Source organism: Rhizobium ruizarguesonis, assembly GCF_017357285.1.
In the GTDB taxonomy this organism is placed as follows: domain Bacteria; phylum Pseudomonadota; class Alphaproteobacteria; order Rhizobiales; family Rhizobiaceae; genus Rhizobium; species Rhizobium ruizarguesonis.
Genome location: NZ_CP071678.1, coordinates 1161562 through 1180048, shown reverse-complemented (window position 1 = coordinate 1180048; position 18487 = coordinate 1161562). Strand labels below are relative to the sequence as shown.

18 protein-coding genes are annotated in these 18487 nt (G+C 61.2%); 11 read left to right on the top strand and 7 right to left on the bottom strand.

Annotated elements, in window-relative coordinates; all coding sequences use genetic code 11:
* Positions 1-148: 148 nt before the first annotated feature.
* The gene (locus J3P73_RS05665) at positions 149-1339 is read right to left on the bottom strand and encodes a winged helix-turn-helix domain-containing protein (RefSeq protein WP_130681122.1); all 1191 of its coding nucleotides are present in this window, start codon (positions 1337-1339) and stop codon (positions 149-151) included.
* 346 nt (positions 1340-1685) lie between these two features.
* On the opposite strand from J3P73_RS05665, the gene J3P73_RS05660 reads away from it, so the two are divergent.
* The 6 genes from J3P73_RS05660 to J3P73_RS05635 all read left to right on the top strand — a co-directional run bounded on the left by J3P73_RS05660 (position 1686) and on the right by J3P73_RS05635 (position 6298).
* Entirely contained in the window at positions 1686-2360 is a 675-nt protein-coding gene (locus J3P73_RS05660; protein WP_020397311.1) for an energy-coupling factor ABC transporter ATP-binding protein, read from the top strand.
* Complete coding sequence (locus tag J3P73_RS05655; protein ID WP_018495509.1) at positions 2360-2968, top strand: energy-coupling factor transporter transmembrane component T family protein; 609 nt, start codon at positions 2360-2362, stop codon at positions 2966-2968. The genes J3P73_RS05660 and J3P73_RS05655 overlap by 1 nt, the downstream gene beginning before the upstream one ends.
* A 24-nt stretch (positions 2969-2992) precedes the next feature.
* Positions 2993-3556, top strand: a complete 564-nt coding sequence (locus tag J3P73_RS05650) for a biotin transporter BioY (protein WP_018068366.1) — start codon at positions 2993-2995, stop codon at positions 3554-3556.
* A 151-nt stretch (positions 3557-3707) separates the two neighbouring features.
* Positions 3708-4244 (top strand): GXWXG domain-containing protein, encoded by a 537-nt coding sequence (locus tag J3P73_RS05645; protein ID WP_018068367.1) that lies wholly within the window; start codon positions 3708-3710, stop codon positions 4242-4244.
* Positions 4245-4370: 126 nt separating this feature from the next.
* Positions 4371-5162 (top strand): alpha/beta fold hydrolase, encoded by a 792-nt coding sequence (locus tag J3P73_RS05640; protein ID WP_130681120.1) that lies wholly within the window; start codon positions 4371-4373, stop codon positions 5160-5162.
* On the top strand, positions 5159-6298 hold the full coding sequence (locus J3P73_RS05635; RefSeq protein WP_207579790.1) for a PAS domain-containing sensor histidine kinase: 1140 nt from the start codon (positions 5159-5161) through the stop codon (positions 6296-6298). The genes J3P73_RS05640 and J3P73_RS05635 overlap by 4 nt, the downstream gene beginning before the upstream one ends.
* 154 nt (positions 6299-6452) lie before the next feature.
* Here the strand turns inward: J3P73_RS05635 and J3P73_RS05630 are convergent, their stop codons facing one another.
* The 6 genes from J3P73_RS05630 to J3P73_RS05605 form a co-directional block, all read right to left on the bottom strand.
* Entirely contained in the window at positions 6453-6674 is a 222-nt protein-coding gene (locus tag J3P73_RS05630) for a hypothetical protein (protein ID WP_130654773.1), read from the bottom strand.
* 165 nt (positions 6675-6839) lie between these two features.
* Positions 6840-8384: a methionine--tRNA ligase gene (metG, locus tag J3P73_RS05625; protein ID WP_207579789.1), complete on the bottom strand. Its 1545-nt coding sequence runs from the start codon at positions 8382-8384 to the stop codon at positions 6840-6842.
* Positions 8385-8644: 260 nt separating this feature from the next.
* The gene (locus J3P73_RS05620) at positions 8645-9391 is read right to left on the bottom strand and encodes a GntR family transcriptional regulator (RefSeq protein WP_018068372.1); all 747 of its coding nucleotides are present in this window, start codon (positions 9389-9391) and stop codon (positions 8645-8647) included.
* A 161-nt stretch (positions 9392-9552) separates the two neighbouring features.
* Positions 9553-10683, bottom strand: coding sequence for a sugar phosphate isomerase/epimerase family protein (locus J3P73_RS05615; protein WP_075224731.1), 1131 nt, complete (start codon positions 10681-10683; stop codon positions 9553-9555).
* A gap of 88 nt (positions 10684-10771) precedes the next feature.
* Complete coding sequence (locus J3P73_RS05610; RefSeq protein ID WP_024321255.1) at positions 10772-11644, bottom strand: amino acid ABC transporter permease; 873 nt, start codon at positions 11642-11644, stop codon at positions 10772-10774.
* Between the two features lie 5 nt (positions 11645-11649).
* The gene (locus J3P73_RS05605; RefSeq protein WP_024321256.1) at positions 11650-12582 is read right to left on the bottom strand and encodes an ABC transporter substrate-binding protein; all 933 of its coding nucleotides are present in this window, start codon (positions 12580-12582) and stop codon (positions 11650-11652) included.
* 504 nt (positions 12583-13086) lie between these two features.
* Between J3P73_RS05605 and J3P73_RS05600 the strand changes: the two genes are divergently transcribed.
* The 5 genes from J3P73_RS05600 to J3P73_RS05580 are packed head-to-tail and all read left to right on the top strand — an operon-like array spanning position 13087 to position 18486.
* Positions 13087-14322, top strand: coding sequence for an ABC transporter ATP-binding protein (locus J3P73_RS05600; protein ID WP_024321257.1), 1236 nt, complete (start codon positions 13087-13089; stop codon positions 14320-14322).
* The gene (locus J3P73_RS05595; RefSeq protein WP_018485981.1) at positions 14319-15368 is read left to right on the top strand and encodes an extracellular solute-binding protein; all 1050 of its coding nucleotides are present in this window, start codon (positions 14319-14321) and stop codon (positions 15366-15368) included. Before J3P73_RS05600 ends, J3P73_RS05595 begins: the two co-directional genes overlap by 4 nt.
* A 9-nt stretch (positions 15369-15377) precedes the next feature.
* Positions 15378-16205: an ABC transporter permease gene (locus J3P73_RS05590; RefSeq protein ID WP_029767915.1), complete on the top strand. Its 828-nt coding sequence runs from the start codon at positions 15378-15380 to the stop codon at positions 16203-16205.
* Positions 16198-17019: an ABC transporter permease gene (locus tag J3P73_RS05585; RefSeq protein ID WP_024321259.1), complete on the top strand. Its 822-nt coding sequence runs from the start codon at positions 16198-16200 to the stop codon at positions 17017-17019. Before J3P73_RS05590 ends, J3P73_RS05585 begins: the two co-directional genes overlap by 8 nt.
* Before the next feature lie 45 nt (positions 17020-17064).
* Complete coding sequence (locus J3P73_RS05580) at positions 17065-18486, top strand: M24 family metallopeptidase (protein WP_024321260.1); 1422 nt, start codon at positions 17065-17067, stop codon at positions 18484-18486.
* Position 18487 lies beyond the last annotated feature (1 nt).

The following is an 18487-nucleotide window of genomic DNA, read 5'->3' as shown; positions in this document are numbered from 1 at the left end:
CCTGTGCTTGTCACAGGAATCCAGCCACGGCGCGTCCGCGCCGTGAATGACTCACTTGCTTCTACGAAGAGAGTTTCCCGCACCCAAGGACTTGGGTGCGCTGGATCCCTGTGACAAGCACAGGGATGAGGGAGTGAGGGTAGTTCGACTATCCTCTCCACCCCTCCAGAAACACGACCTTCTCCACACCCGCAAACCGCGCGACCCGCTCCAACTCCGCTTCCAGCCTCTCCAGCCGGCCGGCCGACGGCTTGACGCCGGGTTCCAGCCACAGCCGCTTGACATCGAGTGTTGATTTCTTCCGATCCGCCTTCATGTCGATGCGGCCGATCAGCCTGTCGCCTTCGAGCAGCGGAAAGACGTAATAGCCGTATTCGCGCTTCGGCTCGGGCACGAAGATCTCGATGCGGTAGAAGAAGCCGAACAGGCGTTCGGTGCGGTTGCGGTCGCGGATCATCGGGTCGAAGGGGCTGAGCACACGGATGCGCGGCGGCGCGCCGGGATAATCGTCGAGCGTCGACAGGAAATCGGCAAAGGCCCAGGATGGGCGCGCCTTGCCGCCGAGCGCCGGTTCGATCAGCACTTCGATCAGTTCGTCGCGACGGGCCGCCACCCAGGCTTTAGCCTCATCGGGCGAAACCAGGTTCCAGAAGGCTGATATCTCGCCATGGGTGGCAAAGCCGAGGCGAGTGAGCGCGCTGCGGCAGGCCCAGTCGACGAATTCTTCGCGGCTCACCTCGGGCTCGCGGAATTCGGCCGGGATGACGCGCTCCGCCAGATCATAGATCTTCTGGAAATTCGAGCGGCCGGCAATGGCGAACTTGCCGGTGTGCCAGAAATATTCGAGTGCCGTCTTGTTCGGATGCCAGTTCCACCAGCCGCCGGAAACGTGGCCGTCGGCCTTGATATCGCGCGACAGGATCGCGCCGTCGCGCCGCACGCGCTCATAGGTCTCCTCGAAAGCCGCCTCGAAGCCCTCGCCGCGCCATTTGCGCCAGCGTTCGATGATCACCTTTTCCTGATGAAGGAACTTGTGCTTCCAATAGACGAAGAAGGCGCTCGGCAGAATGGAAGCGTCGTGCGTCCAGTGCTCGAACAGCGCACCGTCCTTTTCGAGCAGCGCGGTCAGATGTTCGCGCCGGTAGGTCTGGTTGCGGGAAAACAGGATCTGATGATGGGCCCGCTCCACCGTCTGGATGCTGTCCACCTGGACGAAACCCAGTTCATGGATGAGCTGCAGCAGGCCGGCCTTGGTCAAGGCGCGGTTCGGCGGGGCGCTGAGGCCCTGCTTGGCAAGGAAGACCCGGCGGGCGTCGGAATTGGAAAGCAGATTCGTCATGGCCACATCATAATCCGGAAAATCTTCCTAGCCACCCGATATCGACCCAATATCGACAGCGAGATTTGCGCTTTCATCATCCGCGATTCCCCGTGTAGAAGCACTGCTGTCAGGTTGGCGCCAATGGCTGCCCCTCACCCTAGCCCTCTCCCCGCCTGCGGGGAGAGGGGACGTGCCAAACGCAGCGTCGAGGTTGAGGGAGCCGGTGCGGCATATCCCTTCTCCCCGCGAGCGGGGGTCCGAAGGACGGGTCGAGACACGTGGCTCGACCCAGGCAGAGGTGCCGGCAGGCGGATGGGGGGCCGGCATCGGCAATCTCCTCCGGTGAAAAATGCGAGGGATTGGTTTGGATATTCGTTTCGAAGAGGCCGGGGTCAGTTTCGGGGCGCGGGTGGCGCTGCAGCCGCTGACGCTCGGCATCAGCGGAAAACGCATCGGCGTCATCGGGCTGAACGGTTCGGGCAAGACGACGTTCGCGCGGCTGATCAACGGATTGACCAAGCCATCGGTCGGCCGCGTCACCGTCAACGGCCGCGATACGAACGACGAAAAGACTGCGGTGGCCGATGTCGGTTTCATCTTCCAGTCGCCGCAGAACCAGATCATCCTGCCGATCGTCAAAGACGACATCGCTTTCGGGCTGAAGCGGCGCGGCTTCACCAAGGCGGAGATCGAGGCGAAGGTCGAGGGCGTGCTGGGCCGCTTCGGCGCTGAGGCGCTGGCCGATCGGCGCGCGCACGAGCTTTCCGGCGGCGAGCTGCAGGTGGCGGCCCTCTGCTCGGTGCTGGCGACGGGGCCGGGCATTCTCATCCTCGACGAACCGACCAACCAGCTCGACCTCAAGAACCGGGCCTTGGTCGAAGGGATTATCGCCGGATTGCCGGAAAGTGCCATCATCATCACGCATGATCTGGAACTGATCGCCGATTTCGAGCGGGTGCTGCTGTTTCATGAAGGGCGGCTTGCCGCCGATGCGCCGGCTGCCGAAGCGATCGCCCGTTACAAGGAGATCGCCGCCTGATGCAATCGCTCTATGTCGAAGGCAACAGCGTGATGCACCGGCTTTCGCCGCGGGTAAAGCTGTTGTCGCTGACGATCTTCGGCGTGGTGCTGTTCATCAGCGGGAACCTCATCCTGCTTTCGATCGCCGTGCTGCTGACGGCGGTTCTCTACCGCATGATCGGCCTGCCGTTTGCCGATGGGCTCAGGCGGCTGCGGCCGGTCTTCCTGACGATCGCGGTCGTGGCACTCTTCAACCTCATCTTCAATCCCTGGCAGGAGGCGCTCGTGCCCCTGCTGCGGCTGACGGCGCTGATGCTGCTTGCCGCCACCGTGACGGCGACGACGTCGATCACCGAGTTCATCGACGAGGTGACGGCGCTTGCCCGCCCGCTCGAACGCACCGGCTGGGTGCAGGCCGACGATATTGGCCTGGCGCTGGGGCTGGTGCTGCGTTTTGTGCCTGAGATCGTCGGGCGTTATCAGGCGATCCGCGAGGCGCATAAGGCACGCGGACTGAAGGTGCGGCCGACGACGCTGCTTGCGCCGCTGATCATCCTGACGCTCAAGGATGCGGATAATATCGCCGCGGCGATTGACGCGCGCGGCATTCGGCGGCATGTGAGTTAACGATTGATAAACACGGAATTCATGATGAGCACTCGCGACCTCGTTCTTACCGCCCTCTTTGCCGCGATCATCGTGGCGCTCGGCCTGCTGCCGCCGATCTCGCTCGGCTTCATTCCGGTGCCGATCACCGCCCAATCGCTCGGCGTGATGATGGCCGGCGTCGTGCTCGGCGCCCGGCGCGGCGCGATTGCCGTGCTGATCGTGCTGGTTCTGGTCGCGATCGGCCTGCCGGTGCTTTCCGGCGGCCGCGGCGGCCTTGCCATCTTCGCGTCACCAACGGCCGGCTTCCTGATCGGCTGGATCTTTGCCGCCTTCGTCACCGGCTATTTCAGCGAACGGCTGGTCAACCATCAGCAATCCGCCCTGGTGCAGACGGTGAGCTTCTTCCTCACCGCTATGGCCGGCGGCATCGTCGTACTCTACGCCTTCGGCATTACCTATCTCGCCACCGTCGCCGGCCTCGGCTTCACGAAAGCCTTCGTCGGCTCGATGGCCTTCATTCCCGGCGATGTGATCAAGGCTTTCGTCGCAGCCCTGCTTGGCCGCGCCGTCATGGTCGGCTATCCCCTGCTGCCGTCGCGCGCCTGACGCATAGGCCGGTCTTGTCTGGTGAACACCCCAACGGCCCCTTCGGGGGCCGTTGCGCTTAAAGACATAGAATCTATGCGAAAGCCTCACCAGGCGTTCAACCCGGTCCGCATGAACGGGAACTTCCAAACCTTCTTTTCATTTTTCCGCAATGAACATCCCTGAAGGAGAACCCATGCGAAGCGGCCGGCAGGAGGAGATGGCTGCCTGGTTCCGCTCGCTGGATCCTGTCCAGCCAAGGGACATGGTCGGCCTTTGGAGCGGCGTCGGTATTCCGTCGGATCATCCACTGGACGGCGTGCTTGAGAATCTCAACTGGTTTGGCAAGCGCTTCCATTCCGACATGCGGGCGGACGCCCTGCTCTTCACCTGGAGACCGGGCCGCCTCGTGCCGCTCGAGCCAAGTTTCTTACCCATTGGTCTGGCGATCAAGATGGCGCCCTTTGGCCGGACGTTCGTCGCGCGCGGCTGGTTCTCATACCTGCAGAAGCTGCTTCGAGCGAGAGGCACGACCGCTTCGTTGCGGCTTCAGGCCCTCGACGGCATCGAAACGGCTGTGATGATCTACGACAAACAGCCGATCGTGGACTACTTCCGCAGGATGGACGATGACGAGATTGCCGGCATGATGTGCGTGCGCGGCGACCCTCGGCGGTTCTTCTTCAAGCTCCGGAAAGTGATGGACTGAGGTATGCCGCAAAGGGCTGGCCGCCACCTCTGGAGCATCGCGGCACACGACATCGAACCCATTGCCCAATTCTTTCCTCAATCCAAGACAGGCGGAACATGCTATGAAAGCAGGGAAGAGGGCGAGATGACCGTCATCGATCGAAATCATGTTCAAGTCCGGGGCGATGGCCAGCGTGCGATGATCTTTTCGCATGGATTCGGGTGCGACCAAAATATGTGGCGTTTCGTGGCCCCGGCTTTTGAGGCCGACTTCAAAACAGTGCTGTTCGATCACGTTGGCGCGGGACGATCCGATCTTACGGCTTATGATGCCGGGAAATATTCGTCATTGTCCGGTTATGCGGATGACCTCGTGGAAATTTGCCGCGAACTTGGCCTGACGCAAACGGTCTTCGTCGGGCACTCCGTCAGCGCGATGATCGGCGTCATTGCGTCGCTGCAGGCACCGGAACTGTTTGAAAGCCTGATCCTTGTCGGGCCGTCGCCGCGCTATATCAACGACGATGACTATATCGGCGGTTTTACCGCGCCGGATATAGACGAGCTGCTGACATCGCTGGACGACAATCACATGGGGTGGTCTGCCGCCATGGCGCCCGTCATCATGGGCAATCCGGATCGGCCGGAACTCGGCGAAGAACTGACAAATAGTTTCTGCCGCACCGATCCTGAGATCGCCAAGGCGTTTGCACGGGTGACATTCACCTCGGACAATCGCAGCGACCTTCCTGAAGTCACCGCCAGAACGCTGATCCTTCAATGCCGCGATGATATCATCGCCTGCGAAGAGGTCGGCGAATTCGTCCATCGGCAGATCCCAAATAGTCAATTGGTCGTGCTGAACGCCAGTGGCCACTGCCCTAACCTCAGCGCTCCCGACGAGGTCATATCTGCAATCCGGCGGTTCGTTCGATGACCGGTGGCGACACGCAGATCGTCATGCCGGCGGAAGACCTTGAGGACCTGTACGAAAACGCGCCATGCGGCTATCTTTCGCTGCAGCCGGACGGACACATCGTCAAGGTGAACCGAACGCTATCGACCTGGATCGGCATACCTGCCGAGCAACTCCTCGGCAAACGACTTCGCGACCTGCTCAACACGTCGGGCCGTATATTTTACGAGACCCATTTTGCGCCTCTGCTGCGCATGCAGGGGTTTTTCAATGAGGTTGCCCTCGATCTTGTGACGGCGGACGGCAGAACCTTGCCCGTGCTCGCCAATGCAATGGAAAGACGCGCAGAAGACGGTGCCTTGCTTTTCACCCGTGTGACGATGTTCCAGGCTGCCGAGCGTCGCCGTTATGAACGGGAGCTGCTCGAGGCGCGCGCAGCCGCCGATGCAGCCGGTGCCATCGTCAAATCCCAGCTCGACCTTGAACAGCAAACCGCCGAATTGCGGGAGCAGTTCATCGCTGTCCTTGGCCATGATCTGCGCAACCCGCTTGCCTCGATTGCCGCCGCGGCGCGCATGCTGCGAAAGGAGGAACAGACCGATCGCTCGATTAACGTTCTCGATTTGATGCAGGGCAGCGTCGTTCGCATGTCCGGCCTGATCGACAACGTCCTCGACTTCGCGCGCGGACGATTGGGTGGCGGCATCACGCTCGAGAGGCGAGCGGAGCATCTCGAACCGATCCTGCGAGAGGTCATCGGAGAACTCCGCTCCTGTCATCTCGACCGCGGGATTGAGGTGAGTATCGAATTCGCCGGACCGATAAATTGCGACAGCGGCCGGATTGGCCAGCTGGTGTCCAATCTGCTCGGAAATGCCCTTACCCATGGGAAGTCGGACGAACCGGTGCGGCTCTCGGCGGCAACTGTCGACGGAAGACTGGAACTTTGGATCGCCAACAGCGGCCCTCCGATTTCCTGCGATGCGATGACAAGGCTTTTTCAGCCTTATTTCAGAGGCGAAATCGGCACAAGTCAAAGAGGATTGGGGCTCGGTCTGCACATCGCTTCGGAAATCGCCCGCGCCCATGGCGGGACGATCACGGTCAGTTCCGATGACACGGAGACGCGCTTCACCTTTGTGATGCCGTTGCATTGATCCGGGCTGCACAGCCGGCCAGCGTATAGGCGGCTATTCCTTGCTGTCGGTGCGCACCTGGCGCAGAAGCCGGTCGCCATCTCGCCCCGCCTGGAATCCGGGCAACAAAAAACCGCCTTGAGGCGGTCGGGCATTCTATCGATTTCAGTGTGATTTAGTCTCCTCCTCCGCCATCTCCGCCACCGCCATCACAGCCGCCGTCGCCTGAGGCATCGAACCAGCCTCCACCTCCATCGCCTGAGCCTCCCGAATTGCCCCACCTGCGCTTGGTGTTTGCAGTGGTCTGGGTGGTGGCGCCTCTTTCTGCCCTTGCGATCAGCGCAAAGATCAGTGCGAAGCCTCCAACGAGCACGGTAATCACAAGAAATGTCTCCAATCAGTATCCTTTCGTTGTTTCAGGAAATCTCGTTTCCTGACTAAAATAGTAGATTATTTTCCCGCTCCCGGAAATAGCCTGAATATGAAACTTTCATGACAGTCTGGATCACGTCAAAACTCTGCGCTGCCTAAGGTGCAGCGCAGAGGATCTCGGACTGCCCCTTCACGCCGCCGCTCTTTGCGGAAAGAGGACGGCTTGCGGGGCGGCTTTGACGCCCGTCACGATCAAGGGGTCCTGATAGAGGCGAGGAGACGGTATTCCCAGCCTGGAATGCAGCGTTGCAGCCGAACTCGGCAGGAACGGCAAGAGGCAGCGGGCGATGATCGCAAGGCCATAGACTTGCTCGGCCAGGGAGGCGCCGAGACGCGCGGCGGTCGCCTTCCGATCTTCCGCCGTGAGATCGGCAAGCAGGGCTTTCGCATCCGCCCATGGCGCGCGTTTTGTAAACCGCTTGTTCGCCGCGCCGACAAACTCGAAAATATCAGCCAGCCCAACATGGAGTTCGTAGGCATCGAAGGCCTGGGCCACTTTCGCCGGAAGGCGGGCGGCGGCCTCGACGAACGCGCTGTCCGGCACCGGCGGAACGATCCCGTTGAACGAGGTGGAGAGAAGGGCAAGCACCCGGTTGGCGAGATTTCCGAGCTGTCCTGCCAACTCTCCCGACCATGCGGCTTCGAGACGTTCGGCCGAGAAGTCGCCATCATCTCCCGAGCGTATATGCCGCAGCAGGTAATATCGCAGCGCGTCCGGCGTTTCGTAGGATTGGATGATGCCTTCCGGATCGATGCCGTTGCCGGCCGACTTACCGATCTTCCTGCCGTCCACCGTGACGTAGCCGTGCACGAGGATCGACGATGGCGGCGGCAGGCCCGCGGACAAAAGGATGGCCGGCCAGTAGATGGCGTGGAACTTGGAGATGCCCTTGCCGACGACATGGATGCGTTGGCCGCCGTTCCAATAGCGCGGCAAGAGGGTTACATCGGACCCGTGGCCGAGACCGGTGAGATAGTTCGCCAGGGCATCGAACCAGACATAGACGACCTCATCTCCATCGGGGACGGGAACACCCCAGCCTCGCGCCCGCTCCGCACTGCGCGAGACGCTGATGTCGGTCAGGCCACGCCGCAGCAGGGCAAGGATTTCGTTGCGCCGATGGGCGGGAACGATCCGAAGCTCGCCGGTCTCAATGAGCTCAAGCAGCCGGCCGCCGTATCGGGAGAGACGGAAGAACCAGTTCTCCTCGCGGATGGTCTCAAGGGCAATGCCATGTTCCGGGCAGCGCCCGTCATCGAGTTCCGACGGCTCGTAGAATTGCTCGCAACCGACGCAATAGAGACCCTCATATGCCTTGCGATAGAGGTCGCCATTGCCGGCGCATGCCCTCCACAAGGCATGGACGCAGGCGATGTGCCTTGGATCGCGGGAGGTGCGAACGAATTCCTCGTTGGAGATATCGAGCAGACGGCCGAGGCGCTCGAACCTGTCTGCATTCGCATCGACGAAGTCCTTCACGGGCAATCCCGCGGCTTCCGCCGACCGGACATTCTTCAGGCTGTTGTCGTCGGTTCCGCACTGGAACCTGACGTCGTGGCCGAGAAGCCGGAAATGGCGGGCATAGGCGTCGGCCTGGACAAGCTCCAGGGCGAAGCCCACATGCGGCGCGGCATTCACATAGGGGATCGAGGTGGTGATGTAGATCTTGTTCATCGGCGTTTCCTTTCGAAGGCTGTTATTGCCCGCGAGACGGATCGACCCATGAAAAGACCGCCTCGAGGGCGGTCGCTGGTGCATTCTGGACGCACGAAACCCGCCACGCTATGAGCGCGGCATCATCATCACGAAAGTGCTGATCACGGTGTTGTCCATGCAAATTTCCTAGCATTGCGGAGTGTTTTGAACAAGCGCTCCTGTGACCAGAAATGGTGCTTCAGCTCTGGCCAAGCATCAGCGATACGCGCGGGCCTCTATCAGGAAAAATTCTCCAGCACGGCCAGGAATGTGTGCCGGTCGCCCTGCCCTTCGGTCAGGCGCACACGGCCTTCGATGTCGGCGAGGTGGTGGTCCATCAGCTGTTGCGCCTTGGCGAGGTCTTTCGCCTTCAAGGCGGCTACGATCATGCGATGGTGGTCCGCGCCGCAGTCGTCCTTGCGGTCCTCTTCGTACAAGGACATGACGAGGGAAAGCCGAGCGACGATCTTGGCGAGCACTTCCGTCAGCACCGGGTTGCCGGCCATTTCGGCGAGCACGATGTGGAACTTGCCGGACAGAACTGTCTTCGACTTTTCGTCGCCGTGGTGGTGGATGTGCTCTTCTTCGTCCGTCAGCTTTTGCAGCGCATCCAACTGCTCCGGCGTGACCCGGGCGATGACGAGTTCCAGAAGCAGCCTCTCTATCTTCCGGCGCGCCTCGAAAAGGCTCTTTGCCTGCTCGACGCTCGGCTCGGCGACGAAGGTGCCGCGATTTCTCTTGCGTTCCAGCAGGTGGTCGCTCTCAAGTACACCGAGTGCCCCGCGCACGACGGTTCGGCTGACACCGAAATGCTCGGCGATCGCCTCCTCCAGGATTTTGGTACCGGGCTTGAGCGCACCCTCGCCGATGGCGGCGGCAAGCGTGGCGCGGATACGTTCCGAAACATCGTCATGGGTATCGGCGCTCTCCGCCGACCCATTGGTCGCTGCCATCGCTTTGGGACTCTGACGGCGCATCTTTCTCATTGCAGTCTCCAAATTGCCTCTGGCGGCCCGGCGTGGATTCGATCGCTCACCAGATATCCGTGCCCGATAATTATTTCCATAAGAATATTCTTGCGTAGATCATCTCGGCACATGTATTTCGATCGACGGTACCGGCGAAAACGCCGACACCGCCTTGGGACTCAGGCCGCTTTCTGCCTCTTTTCCGGCACCGACAGGGCAATGCCCTTTTCGGCGCAAACCGCCTCGACATGACGCGCCGATTGTTGGATGAAGCCGATCGCCTCGGCAAAGCCGTAGGACTGATTTTCGTAGGTCGGGTAGCCGTATTGGCTGCTTTCATAGGCTACCCAGTCCGGAAATTCACCTGAGGCGACCCGTTTCTCATAGGCATCGACCATCGCCATATAGGCCGCAAGCTCATCCGCCGTCAGGTCGGGGTGGCCGGCGCGCCAGATAGGATCGTCGATCTCGATGCATTGGCGCGGATTGGCTTTGCGGGGCTTGTCGGCGACAGACTGGGCGACTTCCAGCGACAGGTTCAGCGTCGGGTGGGCGTCCGCAAGAATGGGAAGGATCGCGGCGAAATCGACGATGCCGCCGCCAACGGGTCTGGTCTGGAAATCGAGACCACCAGGAGCGCGCCCGACATAGGCATCCTTGATATGGGTTTGGCGGATATGGGGAGCCAGCCGCTTGGCGGCGAAGACCGGATGCTCGCCCCGCTGCAGTCCGTTTGCCGTGTCGAAGACGACGCCGACGCAATCGGCGCCGACCTTCTCGATCAATCGCAGGATCTCGAAGGAGGTGATCTCGTCATGGGTTTCGATGTTCATGTGCGCGCCATTGGCGCGGGCGACGGGAGCCAGCTTGCGGAGGACCTTTTCGATCCCGAGCAACTGCTCTTCCCAGGTCACATCGGTGCGGAAGCGGTCATTGGCCAGCCGGCCGCGATATTCGCTCTTGAAATTGCCGGGAGCAACCCAAAGCTCATGGCAGCCGATTGCGGCACTTGCCTCGATCATGCGCGTGAAACCGGCGATGATATCGCCGCCGCCGGCTGCCCGCAGGGCCGGTTCCTCGGCGCTGCAATAGGGATTGATCTTGCCGATGCCGCTTTCGAGATAGAGGCCAAGGTCGTCGGCCTTCGCCCTGATCTCGCGCAGCAGGCCGCTGTCGAGATCTGGGCTCATGTCCAGCGCCGTACTGAAGAAAATGCCTGCGAGCCCAAGTTCCTTGACGTGATCAAGGCTTGCCAGAGGCCCCCGCTTCTTTGCCTCAGGCAGCTTTATGCTGTCGATTCCCAATTTCATGTCATGCTCCTCTGCTGTTTCCTGATGGGGCGCGCTGCACTGGCGACCCCTTCGTTGTTGATCTCAATTCACCTCGATCGATCCGCGATCACCCTCGTCCGGGAGCGCGAGGCTTCTCTGCTGTCCGGCCTTTCGGAACGAGACTCTTTTCGAGATAGTGCTGGCCTATGGATGCGACGCTCGTGATGGTGAGGTACCAGATCGAGGCGACGAACAGCAGTTCGATGACGAGGAAGTTCCGGGCGTAGATTGCCTGGGCCTGCGTCAGCAGATCCTGCATGCCGATGACCGAGACGATGGCGCTGGCCTTCAGCATGCCGATGGCCTGGTTCCCCGTCGGCGGAACGATGATACGCGTGGCCTGGGGCATGATGACGGTGAAAAAAGTCTGTGTCTTTTTCAGCCCGAGCGCCGTGGCCGCCTCGCGTTGGCCGCGATCGACCGCGACCAGGCCGCCGCGGATGATCTCCGACATGTTCGCGGCTTCGTGCAGTCCGAGTGCGAGGAAGCCGGCCAGGGCCGGCGTCACCAGATCGTTGATCGAAATGGTGAAGCTTCCCATCCCGACCTGCGGGATGAAGAGGGCGATGTTGAACCAGAAGAAGATCTGGACGATCAGCGGCACGCCGCGAAACCACCAGACGAAGCCGGCGGCGATCACCTTGAGAACCGGGTTCTGGCTCGTCGCCATCAGCGCCAGCAGGCATCCGAGCACAATGCCGAACACCATGGCGCCTGCCGTCAGTTCAAGCGTCAGCAGCACGCCGCGCAGGATCGAAGGATCCACCAGATAGCGGGGGATCTCGGACCACTGGATGCTCTGGCTCTGCCCGACGACGAGCGCGAAGAAGGCCAGCGCTGAAATCGCGATGGCACCGGTTGCGATCTGGCCCCAACGCATCGGTCTTCCGACCGATGGCGCAAGGGAGAGCGATATGGGTGACGCTTGAAACAGGGCCATCGGCGTCAATCCGCAGGCATGCTGGCAGCATCGTTGACCTTGACGGTCTTCACGGCCAGCGGTCCGAGGCTCCACTTCTTCATGATGGTCTCGTAGGCGCCGGAGTCCACCATCTGCTGCAAGGCGGCAACGACGCTGTCGCGCAGCTGCGGATTGTCCTTGGCCGTCAGCATGCCGAGATAACCGGCGGCAAGGCGGATATCCGGCAGCGCCTGCAGGCCCTTGCCGTTTCCGGTCTGGTGTTCGGTGGTGTAGACGCTGGTGGCGTAACCGTTGACCGTGGCGTCAGCCCTACCTGTGCGCACGGCCTGCAGCACATCCGGCATTTTCGGGATCGACATAATGTTGACCGGGGTCGCGCATTTGGCCGATGCCGCCTCGACCATCTTCGCCTGGAAGGTGCCGACGGGAACGGCGACCTTCTTGCCGCACAGATCCTCCATGCCCTTGATGGCGAGAGGATTGTCCTTGATCGTCATGATCGTCGTCGCGTCATACATATAGTCGATGACGTCGACCTGCTTTTCCAGCTCCGGATCGTCGTTGATGCCCGAGATCGAGAGGTCGAAGCGCTTCGCCAATATGGAGGGCACGATTGCCGCACCCGCGCCGACATCGGTCATCTCAACATCGACACCCAGGATGACGCCGAGTGCGGCAGCGATATCGGCATCGATGCCAATCAGCTTGCCATCCTCGCCGTGAAAGCTGATCGGCGGCGTCAGGTCGGTCGCGACCTTCAATACGCCCGACGACTTGATGGAGGCCGGCAGCCCGTCGGCCAGTTTCTGCGTGAGGACGACGCCGGGGAGCCTGGCGACATCGGCATCGGCCGTCATCTTCTCAGCGGCACCTCCGGCGGCATAGGCAGAGGCCGCGATCAAAGAGCCCATCGCTCCGGCAACCCCGGCCTTCAAGATTTTCTGGATGCGCATCATGTGATCCCCTTTCATTTTTGTACCGGTGAATTCTCGGGATCATCCATGCAATCGCCGTGCCACCTGCAGTGGCGCATCAATAATTACCTGATATCAATAGGATTTTTGCTGATGTCGACATTTCGGATATAGTTTCGCAATATAATTCGCATGCAGTTTCGAACATATGCTGCACAATTTTTACGCTCCCCGGCGCTGCCGCATCACTTTTGACCGCCTCATTCGCCCACAAGACCCAAAAACACCTCTTCAGATGCCAAATCCCGCGCTTTTCGGCGCTTGATCGCCCGTTCAGGGGCCGTGGCTGTTTCTATCTGATGCCCATTTAATATACGACGCTGGCGAAAATTTATACAGAAACTAAATGCGAATTTCTAATCGCATACGCATTATTATAAACTTTCGAAACTTTATAAGTCAAAAATATTGCTTAATTTTCATTGACTTGGCATTAACGACAATGACGAACGGCGAAACTGGCATGCCGCTTGCAATTCGTTTCTCATGAACAAGCTCGACGCAAAATTTCTCGCCGGACCGCATCTCCGTCTTGTGCCGGAGACAGCGCAGCAATCCGTGACCTCGACCCAGAACCAGGGAGGCCCTATGCTAGGCATACCGAATATGGCGGAACGCAAGCGGCTCAGCGTTCAGGGCCTCACCCACAGTTACGGTGGCCAGAACGCCATCAGCGACGTGGCCTTCGATATCGAGGCCGGCGAGATCGTTGCCCTGCTCGGGCCGAGCGGCTGCGGCAAGTCGACCGTACTGCGCGCCATCGCCGGGCTGATCCAGCCGAAGAACGGCAGGATTGAGCTGGGAGATCAGGACCTCGCAAATGTCTCGGCCCGCTCGCGCGGCGTCGGCATGGTCTTTCAGAACTATGCCCTGTTTCCGCATCTGACGGTCGCAGAAAACATCGCCTATCCGCTGGCCTGCCAGAAGCTTCCTCGCGCCGAGCGCAAGGCGCGCGTCGAGGAGATGCTGTCTCTCGTCAGGCTCAAGGATTATGGCAACCGCCTGCCGCGCGAACTCTCCGGCGGCCAGCAGCAGCGCGTCGCCGTTGCGCGTGCCATTGCCGGGCGCCCGTCCCTTCTGCTTCTCGACGAACCCTTCGGCGCGCTCGACCGGGCCTTGCGTTTCGATCTGCAGGTGGAGCTGCTGCACCTGCAGAAGACGCTCGGCATCACGACGCTGATCGTCACGCACGACCAGGAGGAGGCCCAGAGCCTCGCAAACCGCCTGGTGCTGATGAACAAGGGCAATGTCGAGCAGATCGACACGCCGATGACCGTCTATGACCGCCCGAAGACACTCTTCGTCAACACCTTCATCGGCCAGGCAAACCTGCTCAATGGAACGGTGCTGCGGCTCGATGCCGAGAGCACGCTGATCGGCCTTGCGAATGACCGGACCCTGCTCCTGCCGCGCCGGCTGAATTTTACCCTCGGCTCGAAGGTCACGATCACCTTCCGGCCGGAAGAGGTTCGCCTGTCGACGCAGCCGAGCGAGAGCACCCTGCCCGTACGCATGACGGTTTCCGTGCCGCTCGGCCCTTCCCTCGTCCATGACCTTGCCCTCGAAGACGGTACAGGCCTGCGCGCTTCCGAGGTCAGAGGCCCCTCCACATTCATTCCCGAACCGGGAACGCCGCTATTTGCCGAGATCGACACCGCAAGGTGTCACGCCTTTCCGGCCGAACCGGAAATCATGAGTGAAGAAACAGATCAACAGAGGTGAACGAGATGAAGGACTTTCAGATTACCCGTCGTGGGTTCGGTTTCCTGGCGGCCGGTGTCGCCGCATCGGCCATGCTTCCGCTTTCCGCCCGCGCTGCCGGCGGCGGAGCCGTTGCCGCCACTTTCCCGGGCAGTTGGGAGGATGCCTACCGCACAGTGCTGACGCCGATGGTCAAGGATGCAGGCTACGACCTGACGATTGCCCCGGCGATGGCGCAGGACCAGCTTGCCAAGATCATGGCAAGCCCCGGCAACCCGCCCTATGACACGCTGCTGATGTCGCCCGGCCAGATGGCCGTCGCCATCGAGAAGGATCTCATCCAGAAGATCGATCCGAGCAAGCTCAAGAACTGGGGCATGCTCGATCCGTCCTTCCAGGGCGAATACGGCCCGACCGTGACCATCGAAGTCAACGGCATTGCCTACAATCCCGATCTCGTTCCGAAGCCGAAGGGATATCGCGATCTCTTCGAAAACCCGGCCTATAGCGGCAAGGTTTCCTGGACCGGCTTTGCCTCGAACACCGCCGTCATGGCCTATACCGAGATCGCCAAGATCTTCGGCTCCGGCCCGAACGACATGGACGCCGTCTTCAAGCTGTTCAAGGATCATCCGGAGCATCTGAAGGGCGTGGTCGACAGCACCAACCATCAGATGACGCTGTTCCAGCAGGGCGAAATCGCCGTCTTCATGTGCTCGACCGGCAATGTCGCCCATCTGAAGAGCCTCGGCCTCAATGCCGAGTTCGTCCATCCGGAAACCGGCTCGCCGGCAGCCCCCGTCAACATCCACCTGACCAAGGGCTCGGCCAATCTCGACGCGGCCTATGCCTATATGGATGCCGCGATCTCCAAGGCCGCCCAGGACCAGCTCAAGGAGCCGCCGACCGAGATGTTCCCGACCAACAAGGACGTGGCGCTGACACCCGGCATCGAAGCCTATGTCACCCGCGACCAGATCAAGACCATGGTCTATCCGGACTGGGTCGCGATCAACAAGAACCGCGACGACTGGATTCGCCAGTTCGACGCGCTCGTTGCCGGTTGAGGTGATGTGATGAAGGCGAGCGGCTTCCCATACGTCCTACCGATGCTGTTGCTTTCCGTGGCGTTCTTCGCAACGCCGCTCGCCGTCCTCGTCGGTTTCAGCTTCGCCGGCCCCGGCGGAGCAACCCTCGAACATTATGCCCGCTTCTTCGGCGACGCGTTCAATTTCCGCGTCCTCGTCAATACCGCAAGGCTCGGGCTCGAAACCGTCATCGGCACGACCTTGCTCGGCGTGCCGATCGCACTCCTCTACTGGCACGGCGGCAGAAACCTGCGGCAGGTTCTGATCTTCCTGACGCTCATTCCGATGCTGACCAGCAATGTCGTGCGCACCTTCGCCTGGATCGTCATCCTCGGGCGCCAGGGGCCGATCAGCGAAGCGCTGGTCGGGCTCGGTCTCGTGGGCATGCCGACGAGCCTGCTGTTTACCGAACTCGGCCTGGTCATGGCCATGTGCCAGATCGATCTGCCGCTGATCATCCTGCCGCTGATCGCGATCCTGTCGCGTACGCCGGTGCAACTGACGGAAGCGGCTCAGGTTTCCGGCGCCGGTCCCTGGCGCATCCTTGTCACCGTGCTTTTGCCGCTGATGCTGCCGGGCCTGCTGGCGGGCTGGATCCTGGTCTTTGCCAGCACCAGCAGTTCCTTCGTTACCCAGGCCGTCATCGGCGGCGCGCGCAACGTCTATGTTCCGCAGCTGATCTACCGCGAGGTCGGCACGCTGTTCGACTGGCCGCTGGCCTCGGCCATCGCCGTCGTCCTCCTGCTGTCCACCGGCTGCCTGCTGGTCGCCCTTACCATGATGTCCCGTCACAGGAGGTTGGTCGGTCATGCGTGATCATCGCGAAAATCCCATTCCCGTCATGCTCTACAAGGCATTCGTCTACGGTTTCGGCGGGCTCTGCGTCATCTATCTCGTGGCGCCGATCGTGATTGCGCTGACGATGTCGTTTACCTCGGGGCAGACACTGAAATATCCGCCGCAGGGCTTTTCGCTCAGGTGGTACGCGGCGCTGCTCGACCCGGTGCGATCGGCGACCGAACATATCGCCGCCTGGAATTCGCTGAAGATCGCCGGCCTTGCCGTCCTCGGATCGCTGATCTTTGCGGTTCCGGCAACCATCGGCATGACGCGCATGAAGCGTAGCACCGCCGGCACCATCGAGCCGCTGCTTCTCGCCCCGCTCGTCCTGCCGAGCCTGGTCTACGGCCTTGCCGCCTTGATCGTCGCCAACTTCATCGGCTTCAAGCCGTCGCTCTGGCTGACCGTATCAGGCCATGTCGTCGTCTTCGGGCCGCTGATGTACCGCGCCGCCTCCGTCGTCGCCCAGGGCCTCAATCCCTCGCTTGCCGAGGCATCGACGACGATGGGCGCGAGCTGGTTCATGACACTGCGCCGCGTCACCCTGCCGCTGCTGATGCCCGGCATTCTGGCCGGCGCATTCCTTGTCTTCATCCAGTCGCTCGACAATGTGTCGGTATCGCTTTTCCTCGCCGACGCCCGAACGACCGTCTTGCCGCTGCGGATGTTCGCTTTGATCGAGGAATCGCTCGATGTGCGCGTCGCGGCAATCTCCGGAATTCTGATCGCCGTGACGCTGGTCGGACTGCTGGTTGCCCGGCGCGTTCTCGCGCCGCCGCGGCAGGCCTGAACGATCCGTTATTTGACCTATGCTTGAATTAGAAGGAACAAACTCATGAACATGCGCGCGACAAACGCAGGCGGCGGGATGGGATCGCTGCTGGCCGATTTCCAACCGGATTTCGACTTCTCCGCGCCCTTGCCGCTTCCTGTCGAAGAGTTCGAGGATCGCCTTCGCAGAATTCGCCGCCAGGCGGTCGAGGCCGGTCATGACGCGCTGATCGTTCACGCCGGCAGCGTCGGCTGGTTCCACGCTTCGAACGCCTATCTTCGCTATATTTGCGACTGGATGCGCGAAGGCGTGCTGATCATTCCGACCGATGCCGACAAGGCGATGGTGCTTCTCTCCTTCTTCACCCAATCCGTCCTGCTGCCGCCGGGCGGCGAGCCTGTGCTCGTCGACGAAATCTGGCAGATCGGCCCGATCGGCCGCGAATATGCCGACCGTCCCGGCGATTCCGTTATCAAGACCGCCGAGAAATGCGCCGAGGTTCTCGCCAGTCTCGGTCTTGCCAAGGCCCAGATCGGCAGGATCGGCGACCGCACCTCGCTGACCTTCTGGTCAGCGCTCGACGAGTTGATGCCAAAGAGCAAGTTCGTCGCCGATAACGCCATCCTCGACCGCATGCAGAAGCTCCGCTCGCCCCGCGAGATCGAGATGTTCCGCGCCGCCGCCCAACTGATCAGCATCGGCACGCAGGCCGCCTATCATGTGGCGAAGTCCGGCGTCACCGACCATGAAATCCTGGCCGCCTTCACCTATGCGCAGATGGCGCTCGGCGGCGAAACGGGCGACGGCTACCAGATCGGCATCAATGAATTCGGCACCCATTGCGGCAAACCCTATGGCCACATCGTCCGGCCCGGCGACCTCATCAACCTCTATATCTCCAACGTCACCTACCGCGGCTATACCGCCCAGACCGCCCGCATGATCGCGATCGGCGACATCACAAGCCATCAGGAGGATGTGCTTGCCGCCTGCACCGAAGGCGTCAAGCGGGCCGAAAAGCTCATCAAGCCCGGCGCCTTGATGCGCGACGTCAACAATGCCGCCTTCGAACCGATGATCGAGCGCGGCATGCTTTCGTCACCGGAAGCGCGCACCATGCCCTATAACTGGTCGCCGATGCCGGATGGCGGAGCACGCCTGATCCCCAATCAGTATGTGAAGGACATCGACTGGGAGGCGCAGGGCCGCAAGCTCATGCACGTCTATCCGGCAACGCACGGACCGCACAATCCGAACCTCGGCCATTCGGTCGGCATGGCCGGCGGCCAGAACAGCTTCAACATCTCCTCGCATAACTACGACAGGATGGAGGAAGGCATGGTCTTCGTGCTGCACACGCAGTGGCTGGAACCGCTGTCGGCCGGCTGCAATATCGGCGACATGTATGTCGTGACCAAGGACGGTTTCGAGAACCTCAGCCGCCATACCCCGCTTGAAACCCACCGCATCGCTGCCGAGGCCTGAC

What these genes read in the sequence shown, in the direction of transcription:
- J3P73_RS05665 (WP_130681122.1), bottom strand. Translation starts at nt 1,339, where the DNA reads ATGACGAATCTGCTTTCCAATTCCGACGCCCGCCGGGTCTTCCTTGCC.
- J3P73_RS05655 (WP_018495509.1), top strand. Translation starts at nt 2,360, where the DNA reads ATGCAATCGCTCTATGTCGAAGGCAACAGCGTGATGCACCGGCTTTCG.
- J3P73_RS05650 (WP_018068366.1), top strand. Translation starts at nt 2,993, where the DNA reads ATGAGCACTCGCGACCTCGTTCTTACCGCCCTCTTTGCCGCGATCATC.
- J3P73_RS05645 (WP_018068367.1), top strand. Translation starts at nt 3,708, where the DNA reads ATGAACATCCCTGAAGGAGAACCCATGCGAAGCGGCCGGCAGGAGGAG.
- J3P73_RS05640 (WP_130681120.1), top strand. Translation starts at nt 4,371, where the DNA reads ATGACCGTCATCGATCGAAATCATGTTCAAGTCCGGGGCGATGGCCAG.
- J3P73_RS05635 (WP_207579790.1), top strand. Translation starts at nt 5,159, where the DNA reads ATGACCGGTGGCGACACGCAGATCGTCATGCCGGCGGAAGACCTTGAG.
- metG (WP_207579789.1), bottom strand. Translation starts at nt 8,384, where the DNA reads ATGAACAAGATCTACATCACCACCTCGATCCCCTATGTGAATGCCGCG.
- J3P73_RS05620 (WP_018068372.1), bottom strand. Translation starts at nt 9,391, where the DNA reads ATGAGAAAGATGCGCCGTCAGAGTCCCAAAGCGATGGCAGCGACCAAT.
- J3P73_RS05615 (WP_075224731.1), bottom strand. Translation starts at nt 10,683, where the DNA reads ATGAAATTGGGAATCGACAGCATAAAGCTGCCTGAGGCAAAGAAGCGG.
- J3P73_RS05610 (WP_024321255.1), bottom strand. Translation starts at nt 11,644, where the DNA reads ATGGCCCTGTTTCAAGCGTCACCCATATCGCTCTCCCTTGCGCCATCG.
- J3P73_RS05605 (WP_024321256.1), bottom strand. Translation starts at nt 12,582, where the DNA reads ATGATGCGCATCCAGAAAATCTTGAAGGCCGGGGTTGCCGGAGCGATG.
- J3P73_RS05600 (WP_024321257.1), top strand. Translation starts at nt 13,087, where the DNA reads ATGAACAAGCTCGACGCAAAATTTCTCGCCGGACCGCATCTCCGTCTT.
- J3P73_RS05590 (WP_029767915.1), top strand. Translation starts at nt 15,378, where the DNA reads ATGAAGGCGAGCGGCTTCCCATACGTCCTACCGATGCTGTTGCTTTCC.
- J3P73_RS05585 (WP_024321259.1), top strand. Translation starts at nt 16,198, where the DNA reads ATGCGTGATCATCGCGAAAATCCCATTCCCGTCATGCTCTACAAGGCA.
- J3P73_RS05580 (WP_024321260.1), top strand. Translation starts at nt 17,065, where the DNA reads ATGAACATGCGCGCGACAAACGCAGGCGGCGGGATGGGATCGCTGCTG.